General features: G+C 72.9%; 20 protein-coding genes and 1 pseudogene. 12 read left to right on the plus strand and 9 right to left on the minus strand.

Features of this window, described 5'->3' with window-relative positions; genetic code table 11:
* Positions 1–16: 16 nt before the first annotated feature.
* From AAW13_RS37895 to AAW13_RS37905, 3 genes are read right to left on the minus strand one after another with little or no spacing between them, the layout of a single operon-like run.
* The gene (locus tag AAW13_RS37895) at positions 17–538 is read right to left on the minus strand and encodes a hypothetical protein (RefSeq protein ID WP_240528856.1); all 522 of its coding nucleotides are present in this window, start codon (positions 536–538) and stop codon (positions 17–19) included.
* A gap of 38 nt (positions 539–576) precedes the next feature.
* Positions 577–1,242: a nitroreductase gene (locus AAW13_RS37900; RefSeq protein ID WP_046728817.1), complete on the minus strand. Its 666-nt coding sequence runs from the start codon at positions 1,240–1,242 to the stop codon at positions 577–579.
* Between the two features lie 50 nt (positions 1,243–1,292).
* The gene (locus AAW13_RS37905) at positions 1,293–1,922 is read right to left on the minus strand and encodes a TetR/AcrR family transcriptional regulator (RefSeq protein ID WP_046728816.1); all 630 of its coding nucleotides are present in this window, start codon (positions 1,920–1,922) and stop codon (positions 1,293–1,295) included.
* 82 nt (positions 1,923–2,004) lie between these two features.
* Between AAW13_RS37905 and AAW13_RS37910 the strand changes: the two genes are divergently transcribed.
* Genes AAW13_RS37910 through AAW13_RS37925 form a run of 4 tightly spaced genes read left to right on the plus strand, consistent with a single transcriptional unit; the run spans position 2,005 to position 6,204 of the window.
* A complete protein-coding gene (locus AAW13_RS37910) occupies positions 2,005–2,802 on the plus strand; it encodes a sugar phosphate isomerase/epimerase family protein (protein WP_046728815.1) in 798 nt (265 codons plus the stop codon).
* A complete protein-coding gene (locus AAW13_RS37915; RefSeq protein ID WP_046728814.1) occupies positions 2,802–3,920 on the plus strand; it encodes a Gfo/Idh/MocA family protein in 1,119 nt (372 codons plus the stop codon). Before AAW13_RS37910 ends, AAW13_RS37915 begins: the two co-directional genes overlap by 1 nt.
* Positions 3,917–5,185: a Gfo/Idh/MocA family protein gene (locus AAW13_RS37920; protein WP_240528857.1), complete on the plus strand. Its 1,269-nt coding sequence runs from the start codon at positions 3,917–3,919 to the stop codon at positions 5,183–5,185. Before AAW13_RS37915 ends, AAW13_RS37920 begins: the two co-directional genes overlap by 4 nt.
* On the plus strand, positions 5,182–6,204 hold the full coding sequence (locus AAW13_RS37925) for a sugar phosphate isomerase/epimerase family protein (protein WP_046728813.1): 1,023 nt from the start codon (positions 5,182–5,184) through the stop codon (positions 6,202–6,204). Before AAW13_RS37920 ends, AAW13_RS37925 begins: the two co-directional genes overlap by 4 nt.
* 28 nt (positions 6,205–6,232) lie before the next feature.
* On the opposite strand, the gene AAW13_RS37930 is transcribed toward AAW13_RS37925, so the two are convergent.
* On the minus strand, positions 6,233–7,840 hold the full coding sequence (locus AAW13_RS37930; RefSeq protein ID WP_046728812.1) for a sodium/solute symporter: 1,608 nt from the start codon (positions 7,838–7,840) through the stop codon (positions 6,233–6,235).
* Positions 7,837–8,256 (minus strand): DUF485 domain-containing protein, encoded by a 420-nt coding sequence (locus tag AAW13_RS37935; RefSeq protein ID WP_046728811.1) that lies wholly within the window; start codon positions 8,254–8,256, stop codon positions 7,837–7,839. Before AAW13_RS37935 ends, AAW13_RS37930 begins: the two co-directional genes overlap by 4 nt.
* Positions 8,257–8,810: 554 nt before the next feature.
* Between AAW13_RS37935 and AAW13_RS37940 the strand changes: the two genes are divergently transcribed.
* Together AAW13_RS37940 and AAW13_RS37945 are read left to right on the plus strand one after the other, a co-directional pair.
* The gene (locus AAW13_RS37940; RefSeq protein WP_046728810.1) at positions 8,811–9,752 is read left to right on the plus strand and encodes a L,D-transpeptidase; all 942 of its coding nucleotides are present in this window, start codon (positions 8,811–8,813) and stop codon (positions 9,750–9,752) included.
* Positions 9,753–9,966: 214 nt separating this feature from the next.
* Positions 9,967–11,214: a glycoside hydrolase family 3 N-terminal domain-containing protein gene (locus AAW13_RS37945; RefSeq protein ID WP_046728809.1), complete on the plus strand. Its 1,248-nt coding sequence runs from the start codon at positions 9,967–9,969 to the stop codon at positions 11,212–11,214.
* Positions 11,215–11,252: 38 nt separating this feature from the next.
* Here AAW13_RS37945 and AAW13_RS46190 read toward each other — a convergent pair whose 3' ends face one another.
* Positions 11,253–11,426 (minus strand): hypothetical protein, encoded by a 174-nt coding sequence (locus tag AAW13_RS46190; RefSeq protein ID WP_167391779.1) that lies wholly within the window; start codon positions 11,424–11,426, stop codon positions 11,253–11,255.
* 166 nt (positions 11,427–11,592) lie between these two features.
* Here AAW13_RS46190 and AAW13_RS37950 point away from each other — a divergent pair, with 166 nt between their 5' ends.
* The gene (locus AAW13_RS37950) at positions 11,593–12,414 is read left to right on the plus strand and encodes an oxygenase MpaB family protein (protein WP_046728942.1); all 822 of its coding nucleotides are present in this window, start codon (positions 11,593–11,595) and stop codon (positions 12,412–12,414) included.
* Positions 12,415–12,443: 29 nt separating this feature from the next.
* Here AAW13_RS37950 and AAW13_RS37955 read toward each other — a convergent pair whose 3' ends face one another.
* Positions 12,444–13,277 carry a LamG domain-containing protein gene (locus AAW13_RS37955; protein ID WP_338059079.1) on the minus strand — a complete coding sequence of 278 codons (834 nt, stop codon included), beginning with the start codon at positions 13,275–13,277 and terminating at the stop codon, positions 12,444–12,446.
* Between the two features lie 458 nt (positions 13,278–13,735).
* On the opposite strand from AAW13_RS37955, the gene AAW13_RS37960 reads away from it, so the two are divergent.
* The 5 genes from AAW13_RS37960 (at position 13,736) to AAW13_RS37980 (ending at position 18,299) form a co-directional block, all read left to right on the plus strand.
* The gene (locus AAW13_RS37960) at positions 13,736–16,372 is read left to right on the plus strand and encodes a WD40/YVTN/BNR-like repeat-containing protein (protein WP_046728808.1); all 2,637 of its coding nucleotides are present in this window, start codon (positions 13,736–13,738) and stop codon (positions 16,370–16,372) included.
* 85 nt (positions 16,373–16,457) lie between these two features.
* Positions 16,458–17,027 carry a hypothetical protein gene (locus tag AAW13_RS46195; protein ID WP_167391780.1) on the plus strand — a complete coding sequence of 190 codons (570 nt, stop codon included), beginning with the start codon at positions 16,458–16,460 and terminating at the stop codon, positions 17,025–17,027.
* Between the two features lie 152 nt (positions 17,028–17,179).
* Positions 17,180–17,386 carry a hypothetical protein gene (locus tag AAW13_RS37970; RefSeq protein ID WP_046728806.1) on the plus strand — a complete coding sequence of 69 codons (207 nt, stop codon included), beginning with the start codon at positions 17,180–17,182 and terminating at the stop codon, positions 17,384–17,386.
* 89 nt (positions 17,387–17,475) lie between these two features.
* Positions 17,476–17,979, plus strand: coding sequence for a DUF1203 domain-containing protein (locus tag AAW13_RS37975; protein ID WP_046728805.1), 504 nt, complete (start codon positions 17,476–17,478; stop codon positions 17,977–17,979).
* A 104-nt stretch (positions 17,980–18,083) separates the two neighbouring features.
* Positions 18,084–18,299: a DUF4177 domain-containing protein gene (locus AAW13_RS37980; RefSeq protein WP_046728804.1), complete on the plus strand. Its 216-nt coding sequence runs from the start codon at positions 18,084–18,086 to the stop codon at positions 18,297–18,299.
* Between the two features lie 82 nt (positions 18,300–18,381).
* On the opposite strand, the gene AAW13_RS37985 is transcribed toward AAW13_RS37980, so the two are convergent.
* Together AAW13_RS37985 and AAW13_RS46200 are read right to left on the minus strand one after the other, a co-directional pair.
* Positions 18,382–18,648, minus strand: coding sequence for a DUF4235 domain-containing protein (locus AAW13_RS37985; RefSeq protein WP_046728803.1), 267 nt, complete (start codon positions 18,646–18,648; stop codon positions 18,382–18,384).
* Positions 18,649–18,652: 4 nt separating this feature from the next.
* Positions 18,653–18,865 (minus strand): annotated as a pseudogene (locus AAW13_RS46200) (DUF3618 domain-containing protein); the annotation flags it as partial.

An 18,865-nucleotide genomic window follows, 5' to 3' on the forward strand; every position in this document is an offset into this window, starting at 1 on the left:
CGCCGCCCGGTGGCGGTCAGGTCCGCGGACACGCGGGCGCGGCGACGACGATGACGCCCGCCTCCTGTTTCTCGAACAGGGCGACCAGTTCGCTCAGGCCGGCCGGCCCGCCGGTGTGGTCGATCAGCACGACGGGCTGCCGGCAGCCGTCCTGTTCGGCGGGCTCGAAGTCGGTGACCGTCGCACGGCTCACCAGCACGACCCGGTCGTCGTCGAAGGGGTCGCGGGGGAGTCCGTCGAGATGCGCGCGCAGATCGTCCCGGTAGGACGCCAGATCCTCGGCGAGGGCGTCACGGCGGGCCAGCAGGGAGACCCGGAGCCGGTCGCCCGTTCGTTCGTAGCGGGCCGAAAGGTCCTCGGGCAGCAGGTAGAACACTCCCTCCTCGCCCTCGTGCCCTCGGTTCAGCAGGACGCAGACCATGCGTTCGGCCGGGTCGGCGGACGTGCGGTCGAGGTCCAGGACCACCTCTCGGGCGTCCGGGTCCAGCGGGGGGATCGGGCCGATCCAGATGCGGGCGGAGCCGTCCATGACGGGCATTCAAACACACCCCCGCCGCCGGGCTCACGGGCCCGCGATCACGATCCGACGAAGGTCACCGTCTCCGCCAGACGGGCCCGCCCGGTCCGCACCCGGGGCGCCCCTTCCCGCTCGTACCCCACCGCGACCCCGCAGAGCAGCACCGGTCCGTCCCCCGCGCCGACCAGCCGGCCGACCGTCCTGCGGTACGTCGTCCACATCACCTGCGGACAGCTGTGCAGCCCCTCCGCCCGCAGCAGCAGCATGACCGTCTGCACATACATCCCGGCGTCCGCCCACTGGCCGGGGCCCATCGCCCGGTCGAGGTAGCAGAACAGCACGACCGGCGCCCCGAAGGCCCCCGAGTTCAGCGCGGCGATCCTCACGGGCCGGTCCGGGTCGTCGCGGTCGATGCCCAGTGCCGCGTACCGCTGCGCGGCCGCGGCCGCGAACCGCTCCGGGTAGGGCGCGGCCAGCTCGGCCGGGTACATCGGGAACTCCCGTTCGTCGCCCGGGTCGCCCGCCAGCGCTCTCGCCGTCGCCCGCCGCTTCAGCTCGGCCAGCGGCTCCCCGGACACCACGTACACCTGCCAGGGCTGGAGGTTCCCGCTCGACGGCGCCCGCCCCGCCGCGGCCAGCACCCGTTCGAGGACCTCACGCGGCACCGGCCGGTCACTGAACGCCCGTACGGCCCGGCGGCTGTCCACCGCCTCGTACACATCCACGCCGACTCCACCTTTCGCGGAACTGCGGTCAGAACCAAGGAAGTTCGACACTAAGGAAGTTCGACGCTGATGAAGCTGCGCAGCATCGCGCGCAGGTGTTCCGGCATGTCGATCTCGTCCGGGCTGAGCAGCCACTGGACCTGGAGGCCGTCGAGGAACGCCACCAGGTCGGCCGCCAGCCGCGACGCGTCCACGTGCGGACGCAGCAGCCCGCGCCGCACCAGGTCGTCGACGGCCGACTGCATCTCGCGACGGGTCCGTTCGTAGCGCGCGACGAAGTACGGACGCGCCGGGTGGTCCGTCGCGGTGGCCTCGCTGGACAGCACCGCGAACAGGCTCACGATGAGGGGGTTGGCCTGGTTGTGCGCGACGAGCCGGATCATGGCGGCGAAGTACGCCACGCCGTCCTGGCTGAGCGCGCCCGACTCGAGGAAGTGCTCGCCGTCCTGCCGGTCGCGTGCGTCCAGGACCGCCTCCAGCAACGACTCCTTGGTCGGGAAGTGATGCAGCAGTCCCGCGCGCGAGACTCCGCAGGCGGCGGCGAGCTGGACCATGCTCGCGTTGCGGTAGCCCACCTGTCCGAACGCGGCGAACGCGGCCTCGATGATCTGGGCACGCCGGCGCTCCCCCTTGGGGTAGTTCCGGGGAGCCGCCGCGTCCCGCGTTGTTTCCCTTGCCATGAACGAGATGCTAACGACCTATAGAAACCATCAGCCCTGTCGGTATTCTGTTCCCGGCCGTCCGCCACGAGAGGAGTTCCCCTTGTCGACACCACAGTTGTCGGTCCAGCTCTACTCCGTACGCCAGGCCCTGGAGGCCGACGAAGACGCCGCCCTCGGCCGCCTGGCCGCCCTGGGACTGACCACCGTCGAGGCCTTCGGCTTCGTGCACCGCGCGGCCGAACTCGCCGACGCGCTCGCCCGGCACGGCCTGGCCGCGAAGACCGGACACGCCGGTTTCCTCTCGCCCGACGGCGCGTCCGCGACCGACCTCGACGACACGTTCCGGGCCGCCCGGCGGCTGGGGGTGGAGATCCTCTTCGACCCGTTCGTGCCCGCGGCCCGGTGGGCCGACGAGAAGGAGATCGCCCGCACCGCGGCGCTCCTGAACGAGGCCGCCGAGCGGGCCGCCGAGCACGGACTGCGGGTCGGCTACCACAACCACTCCCAGGAGTTCGTGCACACCGTCGCGGGCGTCAACGCCTTCGACCACTTCGCCGGTCTGCTCGCCCCGGAAGTCGCCCTGGAGATCGACCTGTTCTGGGCCGCGGCCGGCGGCAACGACGTCGTCGCCCTCCTCGGCCGCCTGGGTTCCCGGGTCCGCGCCCTGCACGTGAAGGACGGACCCGTCATCGACGACCCGTTCACCTCGGGAGCGCCCTTCGACCCCGCCGACACCGGCCAGGTCGCCGCGGGCCGGGGGCAGATCCCGCTGGCCGCCGCGCTGGCGGCGGCCCCGCACGCCGAGTACGCCGTCCTCGAGTTCGACCACTACGACGGTGACGTCTTCGAGGGCATCGCCACCGGTGTCTCCTACCTGAACGGGAAGGGCATCGCCTGATGACGGCACACCACCCGGTCGGAGTCGGCGTCATAGGCGCCGGCAACATCAGCGACCAGTACCTGGCCAACCTCACCCGCTTCCCCGACCTGCGCGTGACCGTCGTGGGCGACCTCGACACCGCTCGCGCCGAGACCCAGGCCCGCAAGTACGGCGTCGAACGGTGGGGCACCGCCGCGGACGTCCTCGCCCACCCGGACACCGAGCTCGTCGTCAACCTGACCGTTCCCGCCGTGCACGCCGAGGTCAGCTCGGCGATCCTGGCCGCGGGCAGGCACGTATGGTCGGAGAAACCCCTCGCCGTCGAGCGGGCCGACGCACGCGCCGTCCTCGACCAGGCGGCCGCGGCCGGCCTGCGGGTCGGAGTCGCCCCCGACACGATCCTCGGCCCCGGCCTCCAGACCGCCCTGCGGGCGATCGCCCGCGGCGACATCGGCACCCCGCTGTCCGCGCAGACCGTCATGCAGTACGCGGGCCCCGACCTGTGGCACCCGAACCCCGAGTTCCTGTTCGCCAGGGGTGCCGGTCCCCTCTTCGACATGGGGCCCTACTACCTCACCACCCTGGTCTGCCTGTTCGGGTCGGTCTCCCGGGTCGCCGCGCTCGGTTCGACCGCCCGCACGGTCCGTACGGTGCGCAGTGGCGAGCGGGCCGGCACCGAGTTCACCGTCGCCGTGCCCACGCACGTCTCGGCGCTCACGCAGTTCGAGGGCGGCGGTGTCGGGCAGAGCGTGTTCAGCTTCGACTCCCCGCTGACCCGCACCGGGTTCGTCGAGATCACCGGCAGCGAGGGCACGCTCGTCCTGCCCGACCCCAACACCTTCGCGGGCGACGTACGGATCACGCGGGTGCCGGAGCGGGGCCGGGACGCGGAGTGGGAGACCCTCACGCCCGTCGGTACCGAGGCGGGCCGCGGTCTCGGCGTCCTCGACATGGCACGGGCCGTCCGCGGCGGACATCCCCACATCGCCAGCGGAGCCCTGGGCCACCACGTCCTCGACGTCATGATCTCCATCGACGAAGCCGTCAGCTCCGGCGAGAGCGTCCAAGTCACCAGCGCCGCCCCCGAGATACCGCTCGTCCCCGAGGACCGAGACCCCTACGGAGCCACCCTGTGACCGAGCCGCAGCACCCCGGCTCCCCGAACGCCGGTCCACCGCGAGCCGACCCGTCGGGGGCCGGCCTGCCACCCGCCGGTGCGCCGCGGGAGGAGCTGCCGCACACCGGCCTGCCACCCGCCGCTCTGCGCCCCGCCGGTCAGCCGCCTGCGGTTCCCTCGCAGGCCGGGCCGGTGCGCGCCGGATTCATCGGCGGGGGGTTCATGGCGGCCGTGCACACCCGCGCGAGCCGGGCCGCCGGCGGCCGTCAGGTCGCCCTCGCGAGCTCGACGGCCGCACGCGGCGAGCAGGCCGCCCGGCAACTCGGCGTCGAACGGGCCGAACCCGACGCCCGCAGCCTCGCCGCGGCCGGTGACCTCGACATCGTCCACGTGTGCAGTCCCAACAGCCTGCACCGCGAACACACCCTGGCGGCCCTGGCCGCCGGCGCCCACGTCATCTGCGAGAAACCCCTGGCGACCACGGCCGCGGACGCCGCGGAACTGGTCCGCGCCGCCCACGCCGCCGACCGGATCGGCGCGGTCCCCTTCGTCTACCGCTACCACCCGATGGCACGCCAGGCCCGCGCCCTCGTGGCGGACGGCCGGATCGGCACCGTCCTCACGCTGGACGCCGCCTACCTCCAGGACTGGCTCCTGGACCCCGGCGACACCAACTGGCGCGCCGACCCGGGGGCCGGCGGTGCCTCCCGGGCCTTCGCCGACATCGGCTCCCACCTGTGCGACCTGGTCGAGTTCGTCGCCGGACAGCGCATCCACCGCCTCGCCGCCCGCACCCGCACCGTCTTCGGCCGGCGCGGCGACACCGAGGTCACCAACGAGGACACCGCCGCGCTCCTCGTCGAACTCGGCGACGGGGCGCTCGGCACCCTGCTCGTCAGCCAGCTGGCCCCCGGCCGCAAGAACAGCCTCACCCTCGAACTCCACGGCACCCGCCGGAGCGTGCGCTTCGAACAGGAACGCCCCGAGGAACTGTGGATCGGCGGCCGCGAGGGCTCCCAGCTCCTCCTGCGCGACCCCGCCACCGCCGCCCCCGACTCCGCGCGCCTGTCGGTCCTGCCGCCCGGACACGCCCTGGGCTATCAGGACGCGTTCACCGCGTTCGTCACCGACGTATACCGTGCCGTCCGGGGCGAGACCCCCGAGGGGATGCCGACGTTCGCCGACGGCCTGCGCGCCGCCCGGCTCACCGAGGCCGTGCTCGCCTCCGCCGCCCGGCACGGCACCTGGACCGAGACCCCGCCCGAGACGGAGGACCCCGCATGACCGCGGCCACCGAAGCCACCCACCCCGTCACCCTGTTCACCGGCCAGTGGGCCGACCTGCCCTTCGAGGAGGTCGCCCGGCTCGCCGCCGGATGGGGCTACGACGGCCTGGAGATCGCCGCCTCGGGAGACCACCTCGACCTGAAGCGCGCCGACGAGGACGACGCCTACGCGGCCTCCCGTCTGGAGATCCTCGACCGGCACGGCCTCCAGGTGCACGCCATCTCCAACCACCTGGCCGGCCAGGCGGTCTGCGACGCCCCCATCGACTTCCGCCACCAGGCGATCCTGCGCCCGTACGTCTGGGGTGACGGCGACGCCGAAGGGGTCCGGCAGCGCGCCGCCGAGGACATGAAGCGCGCCGCCCGGGTGGCCCGCAAACTCGGCGTGGACACCGTGGTCGGCTTCACCGGCTCCTCCATCTGGCCCTACGTCGCGATGTTCCCGCCGGTCCCCGCCTCCGTCATCGACGCCGGCTACGAGGACTTCGCCGCCCGCTGGAACCCGGTCCTCGACGTGTTCGACGCCGAGGGCGTGCGCTTCGCCCACGAGGTCCACCCCGGCGAGATCGCCTACGACTACTGGACCAGCGTCCGCGCCCTGGAGGCGATCGGCCACCGCGAGGCCTTCGGCTTCAACTGGGACCCCAGCCACATGATGTGGCAGAACATCGACCCGGTCGGGTTCATCACCGACTTCAAGGACCGTATCTACCACGTCGACTGCAAGGACACCCGGCTGCGGCCGCGCAACGGCCGCGCCGGCGTCCTCGGCTCCCACCAGCCGTGGGGCGACCCGCGCCGGGGCTGGGACTTCGTCTCCACCGGACACGGCGACGTCCCCTGGGAGGACGCCTTCCGTGCCCTGGAGTCCATCGGCTACACCGGCCCCGTCTCGATCGAGTGGGAGGACGCCGGCATGGACCGCCTGCACGGCGCCGCCGAGGCGGTGACCTTCGTCCGCTCGCTGCTGTGGCCCACCCCGAAGGCCTCCTTCGACGCCGCGTTCAGCAACCAGTGACGGCCCCGCCGGACGCCTCCACGGTCGCCTAGGGCCGTGGGGGCGTGCCGGTGAGGAGATGGTGTTCGTGTGCCTCGTAGCGGCTGCGCTCGCGCTCGGTGGCCCGCCGGCCGGACAGCACGGTGGTCAGCCAGCCGGCCAGGAAGCCCGCAGGTACGGAGGCCAGGGCGGGTGTGTTGTAGGGGAACCAGGCGAAGTCGGCGTCGGGGAAGGCGGACAGCGGTGTCCCCGAGACCAGGGTGGTGCCCGGGGTCAGGGCCAGGACGCTCAGGGAGCCCACGACGAGGGTGGCGACGAGCGCCTTGCGGGTGTAGCGGCGCCAGAAGAGGCTGTAGAGGAGCGCGGGGGCGATGGCGGACGCCCCGAGGGTGAAGGAGACGGTCGCCAGGGGCTGGAGACTGCGGTGCTGGGCGAGGGCGGCCAGCAGGACCGTGGGCACTCCGACGGCCAGGGCGCTGAACCGGGCGAGGCCGAGTTCCCTGGACGGTGCCAGGGGCTTCGCGCGGGACGCGGTCAGGTCGTGGGCGAGGGTGTTGGCGCAGGCCAGCGTCATGCTCGCGACCGAGGCGAGCAGGGTGAGGAAGACGGCGGTGGTGACGGTGGCGAAGAGCAGGCTCTCCGGCCGCGACAGCGTCGTACCGAACGCGGCGCGGGCGCCCAGGAGGTAGGCGGTCGTGCCGTGCGCGTCGGCGGCGGCGATGCGCTCATGGCCGACCAGCGCGGTCGCACCCGTGCAGATCAGCGTGAGCATCAGGATGAACAGGGTCACCGAGGAGACCGCCCAGGACATCGCCCGGCGGACCTGGCGCGGGGTGCCCGCGGTGTACATCCGCATGGTGACGTGCGGCAGGCAGGCACCGCCCAGCACGACCGCGCACTGGGTGCTGGCCATGTCGAGTGCGGGATGCGGACTGCTGGAGTACTGGAGACCCCAGGTCAGATAGGCGGGCCCGGCCCCGCTGTGCCGGGCCGCCGCGTGGAACAGCGCCTGGGGCTGCCAGTCGAACATGCGCAGCAGCAGGAAACTCACCACCAGCCCGGAGCCCAGCAGCGCCACGGTCTTGAAGATCTGGACCAGCGCGGTGCCGGGCATCCCGCCCAGCGCCGCGTAACTGATCATGAGGACCCCGGCCCCGGCGACGCACCCCTCCTTCATGGCGGGGTCGTCGAACCCGAGGACGTAGGCCAGGAGTTCACCGACCCCGGCGAGCTGCACGACCATCATCGGCACCAGCGCGGCGAGCGTGACCAGACAGGCGGTCACGCGTACGGAACGCGCCGGATGACGGTGGGCCAGCGCGTCGCCCATGGTGTAGCGGCCGGTGTTGTGCAGGGGCTCGGCCAGCAGGAACATCAGCAACAGCAGGGAGAGCAGGGCACTGAGGGCCAGCACGATCCCGTCGTAGCCGCACAGCGCGATGATCCCGCCGATGGTGAGGACGGTCGCGGCGGAGATGTAGTCACCGGCGACGGCGAGGCCGTTGCGCAGCGGCGAGAGGGTCCGGTAACCGGTGTAGAACTCGGCGAGGTCGTCCGCCTCCGGGCCGGTGAGCACACACAGCAGCAGGGTCAGGGCGACGACCGAGCAGAACGCGACGAGGGACCAGGACTGGGCCGGACCGCTGAACCCGGTCACAGCGCCTGCTCCCGGTCCGGCACCGCCACCCGCGCCTGCCGGCGGGCCCGGCGCGCGAGGGGATCCACGAACCGGCGCGCGGCGGCCTCGTGGACGAGCACCGCCAGCCAGGTCACGGGTATCTGGGCCAGGGCCAGGAGGAGACCGGTCGGCAGGCCGCCGGGGCCCGGACGGGCCATCAGGGCCGGGGCCTTCACGGTCAGGGTGAGGAAGGCGACGAAGTAGCCGAGCGCGGTGATGGCCGCCACCCGCCGGTGCCACCGGTACGCCCTTCGCAGCAGCCGCAGCGTGCGGTGCGCCCCGGGACGCGGCCGGGGCACCAGGGCGCCGGCCGGCTCCTGGCCGTTCGACCAGCTGGGCAGCGGACGGTCGTACGAGGACTGGGCCGCGGGTAACTCGGGGAAGTCGGGGGACATGTCGGCACCTCCTGCGGTGGCCCGGGCCCGGCGTGCGACGGACCGCGTGCGGGGAAGAGCGGTTCGGGCGACCGGACGCCGTGCGACGGTCGAGTGGGGAGAAGGCGGTGGCGCCGGTCGTCCGGGACGGCATCTCGCGCGTCGACGTGGGTGATCAGGCGCCATGGTCCCCGGCGTGGGCGTCGGCCGCCAGAGGTACGACCAGGGTCGCCACAGGCGATCCACAGCACGCGGACCTGACCGTGGGATCTCCACCGAGGAGGTGATGAAGCATTATGGGAGCGCGGGGTGGCGCGGATTGGGCGAAAAGTGCGCCGTCGCACACCCTGGGGGCCCCAGGCATCCGTCGACGTTCCGGGGGCGCGTACGGATTCTTGATCCATGCTTTACGCGCCGCACGGAACCGCGGCCCGTGCCGGCGGGTCCCACAGAAAGTGGGGGTCTTCGGGACCAGTGGGGGTTCCCGGGACCGCGGAGCGAAATGAGCGAGAACAGTGAGGCAGGGCGTGGGACGGCGCAGGGGCGGCATAGGAATCGCACTCGGTACGGTCGCGATGCTGGTGGGCGTGAGCGCCTGCGGCGGGGGCAGTGACAACGCGAGCGGGCAGGACGCGAAGGCGTCGGGCAAGCCGGGTGCGAGCGCGAGTACGTCACCCTCGCCCACGAAGCCGGCGGGGCCGCCGATGCTGCTGGAGACGATCACCCCGCAGACCGGCACCACGGTCGGCGTGGCCATGCCGATCTCGGTGATCTTCACGAACCCGGTGGCGGAGAAGGCTCGGGCCACCGTCGAGAAGCACATGAAGGTCAGCGCCTCGCAGTCGGTGGAGGGCGCCTGGCACTGGATGGGCGACAAGCGCGCCGACTGGCGGCCGAAGACCTACTGGCCGTCGGGCACGAAGGTGCGGATCGACGCCGACATGACCGGCGTCAGCAACGGCAACGGCCGCTACGGCGTGCACAGTTACACGCACACCTTCACGATCGGCGACGACGTCCGCGCCGACGTCTCGGTGACCGGCCACACCATGAAGGTGACCCGGAACGGCCAGACGCTGCGCACCCTGTCGATCAACGCGGGCAGCGCCGAGTACCCGACGTGGGACGGCACGATGGCCGTCATCGACAAGCAGGAGAAGGTCCACATGACCTCGTGCAGCGTAGGCATCAGCTGTGACAAGGGCAGCCCGAACTACTACGACCTGACGCTGCCCTGGGACGTCCACCTGACCCAGTCCGGCACGTACGTGCACTACTCGACCGGCGACCCCTACCCGGGCAGCGGCAGCGCGCGCGGCTCGCACGGCTGCGTCCACCTGTCCATGGCGGACGCCAAGTGGTTCTACGGCCAGATCAAGCAGGGCGACCCCGTCACGATCACCGGCTCCCCCCGCGGCAAGGCCCCCGCCGACAACGGCTACGCCGACTTCAACGTCGACTGGTCCCAGTGGCTGGCCGGCAGCGCGTCCGGATCGGGCACGACGGCCACGCTGTGAACCACCGGCACGGGGACGCCCCCGGCCGGCGCGCCTACTGACGCGCCGGGAGTACACCGGGGGCGCGCCTGGCGGGCCCCGCCACAGCGCGCAGACGCCACCCGTTCGGCGTAGCGTGTGGGAGCGTGGCGGTGGCGCCGGGCGGGGTACGGCCTCGGATCGGTGCCGGTCCGCCGTGCCCGTGTCCTGCACCCCCAGGAGTCAGGAGCGCACCATGGTTACACCTGCCCGTCGGCGCTCGGGCGGCCGCTCCGCGGTCCGGCGTACCGCCGTCGGCCTCGCCACGACCCTGCTCGCCACCTGCGCGTGCACCGGGCCGGCCGCGGGGGAGGACGCCCACCGAGCTCCCGAGGCACGCACCGGCACCCCGGCAGGGCGGGCGGCGCCCCAGAAGACGGCGACGGCCGCCGCCACCTGCGCCGACACGGTCTACGCGGGGATGACCACGGCCCAGCGCGTCGGCCAGCTCTTCATGGGCGGGGTCGCCGCGAACGCCCCCAGCGCCACGGACCTGCGCACACTGCGCACCTACCACGTGGGGTCGGTCATGCTGACCGGGCGCAGCTCCGCCGGAACCACGGCCACCAGGAAGATCGTCGACAACATCCGCAAGCAGGCGGACACGGTCGGCGGCCGGCAGGTCGGGATGATCGTCTCCACCGACCAGGAGGGCGGACAGGTCCAGGTCCTCAACGGTCCCGGCTTCTCGGTCATCCCCGCCGCCCTGACCCAGGGCACCTGGAGCACGACCACCCTGCGCAGCCGCGCCACCACCTGGGCCAAGCAGCTCAAGGCGGCGGGTCTCGATCTCGACCTCGCGCCGGTCGCCGACGTGGTGCCCGCCGGCCTCGGTACCCGCAACGCCCCCATCGGCCGCTACCACCGTGAGTTCGGGTACACCCCCGCCGTCGTGACCTCGCACAGCGGTGCGTTCGCCGCAGGCTTCGCGGCGGCCGGCGTCATGACCACCTTCAAGCACTTCCCGGGGCTGGGCCAGGTCATCGGGAACACCGACACCACGGCGAACGTCGTCGACTCGGTCACCACCACCTCCAGCGCCAGCCTCACGCCGTTCCGCAGCGGCATCGCGGCCGGCGCGCCCTTCGTCATGATCTCCTCGGCGAAGTACACCAAGATCGACTCGGCGCACCTGGCGGTGTTCTCCCCGACCGTGATCAACAAGCTCCTGCGCACCCAGTTCGGGTTCAAGGGAGTCGTCATCTCGGACGACATCGGGCAGGCGGTCGCGGTACGTGCCTACACCCCGGCACAGCGGGCGGTCGGTTTCCTGTCCGCGGGCGGCGACATGATCCTCACGGTCAAGCCGTCCACCGTGCCGGCGATGGCGCAGGCGGTGCAGTCCAGGATGGCGACGGACGCGGCCTTCCGCGCCAAGGTGGCGGCCTCCGTGCACCGCGTCCTGACGGCCAAGGCGAACGCCGGCCGGCTCAGCTGCGGCTGAGCCCGCCGGCGGGATCCGCAACGGGACCTGCGTCCTTGTCAGCGTCGGCCGCGGTACCTCCACCCCGCGCCGACGCCCGCCATGTGCAGCGCCAGGGCGGTCAGTCCCAGCAGCATCAGGTTCGTGGACGTGAACACATCGTTGGTACCGATGTTCCCCGCGTTGATCAGGAAGGCGATGAAGAACAGCGCCGCCCCCACCAGGCCGAGCATGATTCAGTCTCCTCTCAGCAGCATGCATCCCGTCTGCCCCCACATCCCCTTCACAAGCCGGGCACCGTCGGACGGGGGGTGACAGGCCCGGTGGCCGGTGAAAGCATGCAGGAGGTGAGGAAGGGTGGCAGCCGTGGTGCCGGATGTCCGTGCGTCCCTGGGCGCGATGCTCTTCCGCCGGGTGGCGGGCCCCGACGGACCGGCGGTCCGCGCCCGCATCCACGACACACCGGGCCCGCGCTGGTTCGCCCCCGGGCGCCCGATCCGCGTCGTCCACGGCGACGCCTCGATGTTCGTCGGCGGACTCGGCGCCCTCCTCCTCCAGTCCCTGCACCCCCTCGCCATGGCCGCCGTCGCCGCGCACTCCGGATACCGCGGGGACCCCTGGGGCCGGCTGCAACGCACCAGCGCCTTCCTGGCGGTGACGACCTACGGCGTCGCGGACGACGCGCAGGCCGCCGTGGACCAGGTGCGGCACATCCATGAGCAGGTGCGCGGGACCACCCCGGAGGGGGAGCCGTACCACGCGGCCGACCCCCGGCTGCTGGGCTGGGTGCACGCCGCCGAGACGGAGTGCTTCCTGCGCGCCCACGAGCGCTACGGCTCCGGCCCGCTGGATCCGGCCGGGTACGACGCCTACGTCGCCGACACCGCGCGGGTGGCCGAGGCGCTCGGCGTGCCGGACCCGCCGCGCGACCGGCGCGCCCTGTCCGCCCGGCTGGCCGCCTACCGGCCCGAGCTCAGGGCCACCCCCGAGGCGCGCGCGGCGGCCCGCTTCCTGCTCCTGGAACCCCCGCTGCCGCTGCCCGTCCGCCCCCTGTACGGCGTCCTGGCCGCCAACGCCCTGACGCTGCTGCCCTCCTGGGCCCGGTCCCTGCTGCGGCTGCCGCGTCTCGGGGTCGTCGAGGACGTCACGGTCCGCCCGGCCGGCCACCTGCTCACCCGCACCATCCGCTGGGCCATGAGCCCGCCGCCGCCCGCCGGTTGACGGTGCGGAGCCCACCGGCGCCCCGGGCCTCAGACAGGGTCCGCCTCGGCCGCCGCGCCGGCCACCGCGTCAGCCTCTGCGCCGACCTCTGCCTCGCCCACCGCCTCGCCCACCGCCTCGGCCGCCGCGTCGGCCGCCGAGTCGGCTTCCGAGTCGGCTTCCGAGTCGGTCTCCGAGTCGGTCTCCGCGTGCGGCTCCGTCGCATGCGACAGCCCGGGACGGCGTACCACCAGGTTCGACACCCGGAAGGACAGCTCGGCGACCGCCGGATCCGGACGCGGGTGGTAACGGCCCGCGCACACCGAGAGGTTGACGATCAGGTAGGCGTGCCAGCCGGAGCCGACCCCACGCCCGTCGGCGAAGACCTGGGTGCCGTCGAGCGTCCAGACGACGCTGCGGCGGCCGAAGGTCACGCCGAGGACGACCGTCGCACCGGGGCGTACCGACGGATGGCGGAGGTAGGTGTGCCCGTCGCGCACGTGGTTGGTGAGCTCCAGCAGGTCGGGGTTGTCGGGGTGGTACTCGAACACGTCGACCTCGTTGCCGCCGTCCCGCCAGGTCCAGATCGCCGGCCAGGCACCCGCTCCGGTGGGCAGGCAGACCTCGGCCCGGAGCTGGTCCCCGGTGCGGACCTGGAAGCCTTCGGCGCTGCCCTCCGTGGTGAGCAGCCCGCTCTTCCACCAGCCGTCCGCCCGGCGGGTGGCCCGGAACGTGCCGGAGCGGGAGTAGGCGGGGTCCGTGGTCAGCCAGTCCAGCTTGTTGTCGCCCGGGTTGGTCGGGCCGCCGTCGGGATAGGCCCAGGAACGTCCCGCGACCCACTGGCGTTCGGAGGTGAAATCGGCCGTGAAGACGACATCGCTCACTTGTTGCTCCCTCGGTGGCCGACGGTGGCGTCGAAATGCCGGATTGCTTCCCGGATGCACGGTCGGCCATGCGGTGGTGGGAGGAGCGGCGGCGCGTGAGGCGCGAGTGGGTGAAGGGCACGCCACGGCCCACGCCTTCGGCGCGGCGGACCGTTTTTCAGGGAGGCCGCGCCCACCACGCCCACCGTCTCGCCGCTGACGCGCTGTTCGACGGCGATCGGGCGCAGGGCGTCCGAGGTCTGCGCCCACCGATTCCCGCACGTCGGCGAGCCCGGCCGGGGCGCGGCGCTCGTCAACGAAGGTCCGGATGTCCCTGCTGCGCGCCGCCCGCTTCCCGGAGCCGCACCCGCCGGTTATGACAGGTTCGAGTCAAGGGCAGTCCAAATGACGGACTCCTCCGCCCGCTTGTGATCGGGTCTCCCACGACGGCTGAATCAAGGCCCTTTCGGGAGGATCCGGTGTCAGCACCAACCCGCAAGAGACGATGGCTCACGATCTGTGCCATCACCGCGTCCGCCGCACTCGTCGCGACACCCGCCGGCGCCGCGCCCGGCAGGAACACGTCCCCGTTCGGGGCCCGCACCCTCGCTCGACTCGCCTCCGAACGCGACCGGTCGGTGGGCGCGGTCGACCCCAAGGTGAAGGCCGAGGACGACGATGACGGCAACGAGGCCGACGAGATAGCGGAGGGCGCGGACCAGTACGCCGAGGCCCGCACCTCGCCCGGCGTCGTCGCACCCGGCGCGTACGGCGCCGCCTGGAGCAGCCTGACCGACCTGCCCGCGACCGGCGGCAGTTGGCGCAACATCACCGACCTGCCGTACAACTCCGACGACTCCCGCTACCGGGACATCGACTCCAACTCCAGCGGCGGTTCGGGCGATGTCACCGGCCGCATGGCCGCGATGGCGGCCGACAACGACGGTTACGTGTACGCCGGCAGCGCCGGCGGCGGTGTGTGGCGGTCCCAGCGGGGCGGCGGGCACTGGAAGCCCATCAGCGACAAGCTCTCCTCGCAGTCCACCGGCGCCCTCGCGCTCGACGGGTCGGGGCGGCTGTGGCTGGGCACCGGCGAGGCCACCACCAACGCGGACGCCTACCTCGGCAGCGGCGTCTACGTCCTGTCCGACCCGCACCACGGCACCTTCTCGTCCCGCGGCAGGGTCGGCGGCGACGAACTGGAGTCCACCACCATCCACGAACTCCGCTTCGGCGGCGGCAAGGTGTGGGCGGCCACCAGCGAGGGCGTGTGGAGCCACTCCACGAAGACCCTCAAGGGCGCCTGGAAACTGGAGTTCGCACCCAACCCCGACTACCTGCCCGGCGGTTCGAAGGCGAACGACGACTCCGCCGCGTACAAGAACATCGCCAACGACATCGCGATCGACCCCAAGGACCCCGGCAAGGTGATCCTGGCGGTCGGATGGCGCAGCGGTGACGACTACAACGGCTTCTACACCAAGGTCAACGGCGCCTGGACCCGCATCAGCAGCGGCTTCGGCGACCTGCCGACCGACCCGGACGACGTCGGCAACGTCACCTTCGCCCGCTCCGCCGACGGTTCCCGCTACTACGCGATCGACCAGTCGCCGGAGCAGCTGAACACCAACCCCGACAGCGGCCTGGAGGGCGTCTACAGTGCCGCCTCGCCGTCCGGGCCCTGGACGAAGATCGCCGACTACAAGCAACTGGCCGCGGACGGCTCGGCGTTGACCTCCAGCGGCTACATGCCGGGCGTCCAGGCCTGGTACAACCAGTTCCTCACCGTCGACCCGAGCGACCCGAAGCACGTGTACGCGGGCCTGGAGGAGGTCTACGAGACCAAGGACGGCGGCACCACCTGGTCCACCGTCGGCCCGTACTGGAACTTCGGCTTCTCCTGCTGGTCCATCGACCCGGCCAAGCAGACCGGTGACTGCAACCAGACCACCCACTCCGACCAGCACGGCGTCGCCATCGGCCGCTACCACGGCAAGAGCTTCGTGTACGTCGGCAACGACGGCGGCGTCTACAAGCGCCCGGTCAACGGCTCCCAGGACGCCTCCGGCCACGCCACCGACTGGACCTCCCTCAACGACGGCACCATCGACACCCTCCAGTACTACTCGGTGGGCATCGGGAAGGACCTGGCCCACGGCGGGGTCTCCGTCACCGGCGGCCTCCAGGACAACGGCCAGTCGATCCTGCGCAGCAACGACACGGTCATGGGTTCCGACTTCGGCGGCGACGGCGGCGACACCCTCACCGACCCCGCCAACGGCTGCAACCTGGCCGAGGAGTACGTGTACCTCGCCGTCCAGGTGACCCAGAACTGCGCGGTCAACGACGGCAGCTGGACCACCGACGCCACCAAGGCCACGTCGTACAACGTCGCCCCGGCCGACAACGCCACCAGCGAGGCGCGGTTCATCGCCCCGCTCGCCACGGACGCCAAGGACAGCGACACCTGGATCGCGGGCGGCCGGCACGTCTGGGTGCAGACCCACGGCTACGCCATCCGCAGCGGCTCCGAGTGGAAGAGCGTGTACGACCTCGGCGCCGGACGCACCGCGACCGCCGTCGCCGCCTCGGGCGGCAAGGTCTACGCGGCCTGGTGCGGGCCCTGCAACAACCAGGGCTTCGCCCGCGGCATCTCGGTCGGCAACGCGGACGGCACCGGCTGGCACGACATCACCCTGCCGGTCGACGGGACCGTGCCGAACCGCTACCTCAGCGGCTTCGCCGTCGACCCGAAGAACGCCGACCACGTCTATCTCGCCGTCAACGGCTTCTCCCGGCACTGGACCGAGGGCCCCGGCGCGGGCGTCGGACACGTCTTCGAGTCCACCGACGGCGGCACCACCTGGAAGGACATCTCGGCGAACCTGCCCGACGTACCGACCAACTCCGCCGTGGTCACCCCGAACGGCGGCCTCGCCGTCGCCACCGACCTCGGTGTCGTCTACCGCGCTCCGGGCCGCACCCGGTGGGAGCGCGTCGGTTCGCTCCCGGCGGTCGCCGTGCTCCAGCTGAAGCTCGGCCCCGACGGCAGCACGCTGTACGCGGCCACGCACGGACGGGGCATCTACACCGTCAAGGTGCGCGACTGCCACTGACGCGCGCCCCGCGGTGAGGTGAGGGGTGACCCCGGTCCGCCGGGGTCACCCCTCCCGCGGGTACGGGGTGACGGTCACCTCCAGCGTGAACGCGACCCGCGCCGCACCCGCCACGTCCGGTGCCTTCGCCGCCGCCGTGACGCGGGCGCCGCCGCCCCGGGTGCCCGCGGACCGCAGCGAGGCGTGGGCCGTGCCGTCCGCGTCCACCCGCCAGGCGGACACCAGGAGGAGGCCCGGCGCGGAACTCGCCACTCCCGTCCAGCGCCTGTCGTCCGTCCGGGGCCGCAGGACCAGTGAGATCACGGTTCCCGGCCGGACACACAACTGCCGCCGGACCGCGTCCCCCGGCGCGACGGAGACCTCCACCCGCCCCGCCGCACAGCCGCCGGCGGAAGGAGCCGCCGACCGCGAGGGCGAGGCCGGGGCCGGACTCGCCGACGAGGGACCGGACGGGTGCGGCGCGGACGCGGAAGCGGTCGAGGGCGGCGCGGACCTGGGACCCGGAGTGCCGGCCGGTGACCCCGCCGAGGGGTCGCTCGACGGGCCGCCCGCCGCCCCGCCACCGCCCGCCGTGCCGCACGCGGCCAGCACCAGCACCGCGGCGATCGCATACCCACCGGCCCACCACCGCATCCCCGTACCTCCCTGCCCCTGACGTGTGCCTACCAGCATGCGCCACGCCCCGGCCCGGGCAAGCCCCGGCGGGCCCCGGAACCCGACGGCAGCGGAGCCCCGGTCCTGGGGCCCGCGTCGGGCTTCCGCGCTGCCGGGGCGTGTCCCACGGCGGAGACGGTCGTTCCTCAGGACATGAAGAAGATCGTCACCGCCGCCGCGCTCGCTCTGACGGGCCTCGCTGTCGCCGCCCCGGCCCACGCGGACGGAACCGCCCCCGCGCCCTCCCGTGACCTGGCCACCAAGGTGGCCGGAGCACTGCCCAAGGCCGCCGTGGCGGGCCTTGACGCGGCCGCCAAGTCCATGGCCACCGGCCTGAAGGACGCACCCCCGGCCAAGTAGCTCCGGCCGTCACCCGGTCCGGGGCCGCAGGCAGGACGACGTCCGGTTCCCGCCAGCACCCCGGACCGCCCCGGGCCAGGCTGAACGGCATGACCACCACTTTCCACGCCGAGCCCATCGCCCCGACGGCCCTCGCCGAACTCCGGATCCGGGACGACGCCGGAAGCCCGCCGCGCCCGTACACGGACGACGAGGGCGACGCACCACTGCGGTGCTGTCTGCGCTCCAGCACCGTCGGCGAGCGGATCACCCTCGTCTCGTACGCCCCCCTGCGCCGCTGGGCCGCGCGGACGCACGCCGACCCGGGGGCCTACGACGAACAGGGGCCGGTCTTCATCCACGCCGAGGAGTGCGGCGGCCCGGCCGACGACAGCCCCGGCTATCCCTGGGCCCGTCCCGGCGCCCTGCGCGTCCTGCGCCGCTACGACAGCCGGGGACACATCACGGGCGGGCGCATGCTGGACCTGCCCGGCGACGCCGACGCGGCCCTCGAACTCGCCCTGGCGGAAGCCTTCGCCGACCCCACGACCGCACAAGTGCACGTGCGGGCCGTCGAGTACGGCTGCTACCACTTCCGCGTGGACCGCCCCTGACGGGAAAACCGGGGCCAGCGGTACGCGGCGGCGCCCGGGATGATTGTCTTGCCCTGGCCACTTCCACACCGACCCGGCCCGGCCGCCAGGAGGACCCCGAAGTCATGAGCAGCGCCTACACGTACGAATACAAGGTCGTCACCTTCCGGGAGTCGCTGATCGGCGACGCGCTGGACAGCGACAAGCTGGAGAAGGTGCTCAACAAGCACGCCGAGGACGGCTGGGCCCTCAAGGCCATCACGTCCGCCGACGTGAAGGGCCGCATAGGTCCCGGTGCCGTGGAGGGCCTGCTGCTGACCTTCGAACGCCCGCGCGGCTGACCGGAAGTCACCCCGGGCACGCCGAACGCCCCCGGCCCGCAGAGGGTTCGGGGGCGTTCGCCGTCGGCGCGGGTGCCGGGCGTCAGCCGGGCCAGGTCCCGGTCAGGTTGCGGACCCCGGTGGCGCCCGCACGGTCGACGGCCGCCTTCACCACGGCGAAGATCGCGCCCTGGAGCATCGCGGCGAGCAGCACCTCGCGCCAGGACCGGTCCTCGTCGGTGGCGTCCGGGGCGTCCTCGTCGTGGCCGAGCAGCTTCCACGCCTGTTTGAACAGCGCTCCCGCGGCCGCCCCGCCGGCGATGCCGAGAGCCAGCCCCACCGGTTTGTAAGCGATCTTCGAAACCTTCACCCGCTCATCCCTCCGTGCGGCGGCAGGCCACCCACACCACGACGGCCGCACCCGCCACCGCCAGCAGCACCTTGCGGTCGGCCTGCGCCAGTCGTGCCCCCTGAGCGGCCGTCCGCCGCACCGAGTCGGGCGCCCTGTCCTGCCAGACGCGACCCGCCTGGGCCGCCTTCGCCTTCAGTTCCCCTGCCTTGACGGCGGCCTGTTCCTTCAGCTGCCC

This window comes from Streptomyces humi (genome assembly GCF_001005085.2).
GTDB classification, from domain to species: Bacteria; Actinomycetota; Actinomycetes; order Streptomycetales; family Streptomycetaceae; genus Streptomyces; species Streptomyces humi.

Excerpts from the sequence above, each read along its gene's own strand:
- AAW13_RS37895 (WP_240528856.1), bottom strand. The coding sequence starts at position 538 with ATGCCCGTCATGGACGGCTCCGCCCGCATCTGGATCGGCCCGATCCCC.
- AAW13_RS37905 (WP_046728816.1), bottom strand. The coding sequence starts at position 1,922 with ATGGCAAGGGAAACAACGCGGGACGCGGCGGCTCCCCGGAACTACCCC.
- AAW13_RS37915 (WP_046728814.1), top strand. The coding sequence starts at position 2,802 with ATGACGGCACACCACCCGGTCGGAGTCGGCGTCATAGGCGCCGGCAAC.
- AAW13_RS37925 (WP_046728813.1), top strand. The coding sequence starts at position 5,182 with ATGACCGCGGCCACCGAAGCCACCCACCCCGTCACCCTGTTCACCGGC.
- AAW13_RS37935 (WP_046728811.1), bottom strand. The coding sequence starts at position 8,256 with ATGTCCCCCGACTTCCCCGAGTTACCCGCGGCCCAGTCCTCGTACGAC.
- AAW13_RS37940 (WP_046728810.1), top strand. The coding sequence starts at position 8,811 with ATGCTGGTGGGCGTGAGCGCCTGCGGCGGGGGCAGTGACAACGCGAGC.
- AAW13_RS37945 (WP_046728809.1), top strand. The coding sequence starts at position 9,967 with ATGGTTACACCTGCCCGTCGGCGCTCGGGCGGCCGCTCCGCGGTCCGG.
- AAW13_RS46190 (WP_167391779.1), bottom strand. The coding sequence starts at position 11,426 with ATGCTCGGCCTGGTGGGGGCGGCGCTGTTCTTCATCGCCTTCCTGATC.
- AAW13_RS37950 (WP_046728942.1), top strand. The coding sequence starts at position 11,593 with ATGCTCTTCCGCCGGGTGGCGGGCCCCGACGGACCGGCGGTCCGCGCC.
- AAW13_RS37970 (WP_046728806.1), top strand. The coding sequence starts at position 17,180 with ATGAAGAAGATCGTCACCGCCGCCGCGCTCGCTCTGACGGGCCTCGCT.
- AAW13_RS37975 (WP_046728805.1), top strand. The coding sequence starts at position 17,476 with ATGACCACCACTTTCCACGCCGAGCCCATCGCCCCGACGGCCCTCGCC.
- AAW13_RS37980 (WP_046728804.1), top strand. The coding sequence starts at position 18,084 with ATGAGCAGCGCCTACACGTACGAATACAAGGTCGTCACCTTCCGGGAG.